This window comes from Winogradskyella epiphytica, assembly GCF_003217215.1.
Taxonomy (GTDB): domain Bacteria; phylum Bacteroidota; class Bacteroidia; order Flavobacteriales; family Flavobacteriaceae; genus Winogradskyella; species Winogradskyella epiphytica.
Window position 1 is genome coordinate 1 of record NZ_QJTD01000036.1, and the last position, 2,894, is coordinate 2,894.

Consider the following 2,894-nt stretch of genomic DNA (forward strand, 5'->3'; position numbering starts at 1 on the left):
CTGCGTATATAATAACCTTATTCCTCTCCTTTGTTCTTTCTTATTTATAGGTCTTAATTTAGTGTTTTTATTAAAATGCTAACTTAAGACGTATAAAAATAATTGCGGTTTAGTGCTTAATCAAAGGTCGTTGCGTGTTTGTAACGTCTGATTTTCCTTCGGAAAATCCTCGCATACAAACCCGCAACTATTCTTATACATAAACGTTAGGCAACATTTGCACAAAACAAATTTGTTACTTACCTTTGGCGTTAGTAACGTAGAAAATTATTATGATAATATCGTTTGGTTCAAAAGAAACCGAAAAAATATGGAACGGTATCCGAGTCAAAAAAATGCCGATTGAAATACAGAATGTTGGACGGAGAAAATTAAGAATGCTTAACAACTCACAAGATATTGCAGATTTAAGAATTCCTCCTTCTAACCGACTAGAAAAACTGACTGGAAAACTAAACGATTTTTATAGTATCAGAATTAACAAACAATGGCGGATAATATTCCAATGGGAAAACGGAAACGCAAGAGAAGTTGAAATAATTGACTATCATTAAAAAACAAAAGAAATGGAAAAATTAGCAAATGTACATCCAGGAGAAGTTTTGAATTTTGAATTTCTTGAGCCACTTGAAATTTCAGCTTATAGACTTTCTAAAGATTTAAAAATACCGCAAACTAGGATTTCGGAAATAATAAAAGGTAGACGTAGAATAACGGCGGATACTGCTCTACGTTTGAGTAAATATTTTGGGAATTCTGCGAAATTCTGGCTTGGACTTCAAGATGATTATGACATCGAAGAAGAACGTGATGAAAAAAAAGCGGAATTGGACGGAATAAAAAAATACGAAAATAAAAACGTTGCCTAACAATGGCTATAAGTAATTGCTTGTTCTCGCCTACTTCTGAAAATCCTCGCGGATTTTCAGTTTGCTGTGTACTTGCAAAGTTAAGTGCTAACCCACGCAACTACTCATAGCCGAAACCGTTAGCGGTAATTAAAACCAACAAAAGGCATTTGACAAAAAACCCAAAAATATATTTGATTGATAAGAATAAACGGTTGATAAAAGGAATTGTCGACACGGAAAAGATTATTCAAAAGATTATCAATACATCATTTAAAAAACTGGGAATTGCTCAAAATTTTAAATCTAAAAACCTTAAAAGAACTACAAAAGGAGAATTTACTTATTTCCTATACCTCTACAATTCGAAAGATATTGTTTCTGATTGGGAAGAATTCTTGCCTAAAAGCCTTACGAAAGGAGAAGACTTTATCCAACAAAAGCTTTCTCTAATACTTTTCGTAGAAACTGAACATCACATTTTTTGTGTTATTGGTGGTAATGCCTATCAAATAATTCTTCCGTTCATAGACCAATCATTTGGACTCTCAACTTACGCTCGAATTATGCAACCTGAAAAGGATGAACTTGCATCTATCAAATCAAGAGGAATTACAGGGACAAGAGCTGGACTTAGTGAACAATTCAGAAATAACTATCGAATTATAGATTTCATAAAATTTGGTAAAGTTCCAAAAGAAATACATTTGAGACTAAGCCAAGAAACAACAGATTTATATTTCAAATTTCTTAAAAGTAAAAAAACAGATAGAATTCAAATTTTCGTAGGTAGAGCTTTTCAAATTAAAAAGACTATTGATTTTAAGACTCTACATAAGATTATAATTGAACTCGGATATATAATGGAATTAGTACCATCGGACTATCTAAGTTCTTACGAAGAAATTACAGATGAAACATTTAAAGCCAATAGATTACACCCAGAATTAATCACGCGAATTTTTAATGACACAGAGAATTTGGGGAAAAGAAATCAAAATTCAGGTACAACATTCGAACACGATTTTTGCAATCCAAATAATATTGAAAAATTCTATGAAGCCGATATTTATAAATTAAAAGCGAAGACAGAAAATGGAGGCTACAAAGTTTTTAAAATAGTAACCGACAGAAATGAAATTTATGATGCGGTTTTAAATCGTGCTGTAGAATTATATGGAGTAAATAATAGGTTTAAATTTATGGTTTTCATACAAGGCGTTAGAATTACTTGCCATCAAAACAATAAAAAAACCGTTGCTTCAAGCTTTTTATTTCATATTTCAACAGAGTTTCCGATTGATGGTAAACCAGTTTTTTTAGTAGATACTAAATGGTATCATTTGCGAGATTCATTTGTTGAGGATTTAAAAAATAACACAAAGCACGTTTTAAAAACATATTCTGCACCACCAAAAATCGTAAACCTACCTTGGGATAAACAAATAATTAAAAAAGAGAAACACTATAATTTACTTTATGACAAAGTGCCGAATTACATTGTTATTGATACTATAATAGAAGACGGATTAGAACTCTGTGACATACTACATTACGACAATAGAAATTTATATTTAATCCACGTTAAATATGGTTTCAAATCTGAAATGAGAGAACTGACAAACCAAGTAATTATTTCGGCAAGAAGATTAATAAAGACCTTAGGTACAGATGACAAATTAATACTGGAAAAGATTTATAAAAAGCTAAAAAAGAAAAAGAGAAGTGTTGATGGATTATCGTTAGATGAATTTAAAGTTTTATTTGATAAAAAAATCTCTTTTGTTTTGGCTTTCACTTCTCACTTGAAAAAGGATTTAGATGTTTTATCGAACATTAAATCGTTTGATTCAAATATCGCAAGATATTCACTAATACAATGTTCAAGTGAAATGCGAGCAAATTACTTTCCAATGCTGACACATCAAATTATGAGAAAATAACTACCGCTAACAAAGTACTGTGGTAAAAAACAAGTAAAAAAGCATTAATTTCTCACCAAAGAACTTCTGTAACTATCCTCATATATTAGTCCAGATTTAGCAA

At 30.9% G+C, this 2,894-nt stretch carries 3 protein-coding genes; all 3 read left to right on the forward strand.

From position 1 onward, the window contains the following. The first annotated feature begins 272 nt into the window (after positions 1-272). Positions 273-554 carry a type II toxin-antitoxin system RelE/ParE family toxin gene (locus DFQ11_RS14955; protein WP_110476683.1) on the forward strand — a complete coding sequence of 94 codons (282 nt, stop codon included), beginning with the start codon at positions 273-275 and terminating at the stop codon, positions 552-554. Between the two features lie 12 nt (positions 555-566). Then, the gene (locus DFQ11_RS14960; RefSeq protein WP_073222351.1) at positions 567-869 is read left to right on the forward strand and encodes a HigA family addiction module antitoxin; all 303 of its coding nucleotides are present in this window, start codon (positions 567-569) and stop codon (positions 867-869) included. A gap of 173 nt (positions 870-1,042) precedes the next feature. Next, on the forward strand, positions 1,043-2,791 hold the full coding sequence (locus DFQ11_RS14965; RefSeq protein ID WP_110476685.1) for a DUF6119 family protein: 1,749 nt from the start codon (positions 1,043-1,045) through the stop codon (positions 2,789-2,791). Positions 2,792-2,894 lie beyond the last annotated feature (103 nt).

Coding starts and splice junctions, on each gene's coding strand:
- DFQ11_RS14955 (WP_110476683.1), top strand. CDS start 273: ATGATAATATCGTTTGGTTCAAAAGAAACCGAAAAAATATGGAACGGT.
- DFQ11_RS14960 (WP_073222351.1), top strand. CDS start 567: ATGGAAAAATTAGCAAATGTACATCCAGGAGAAGTTTTGAATTTTGAA.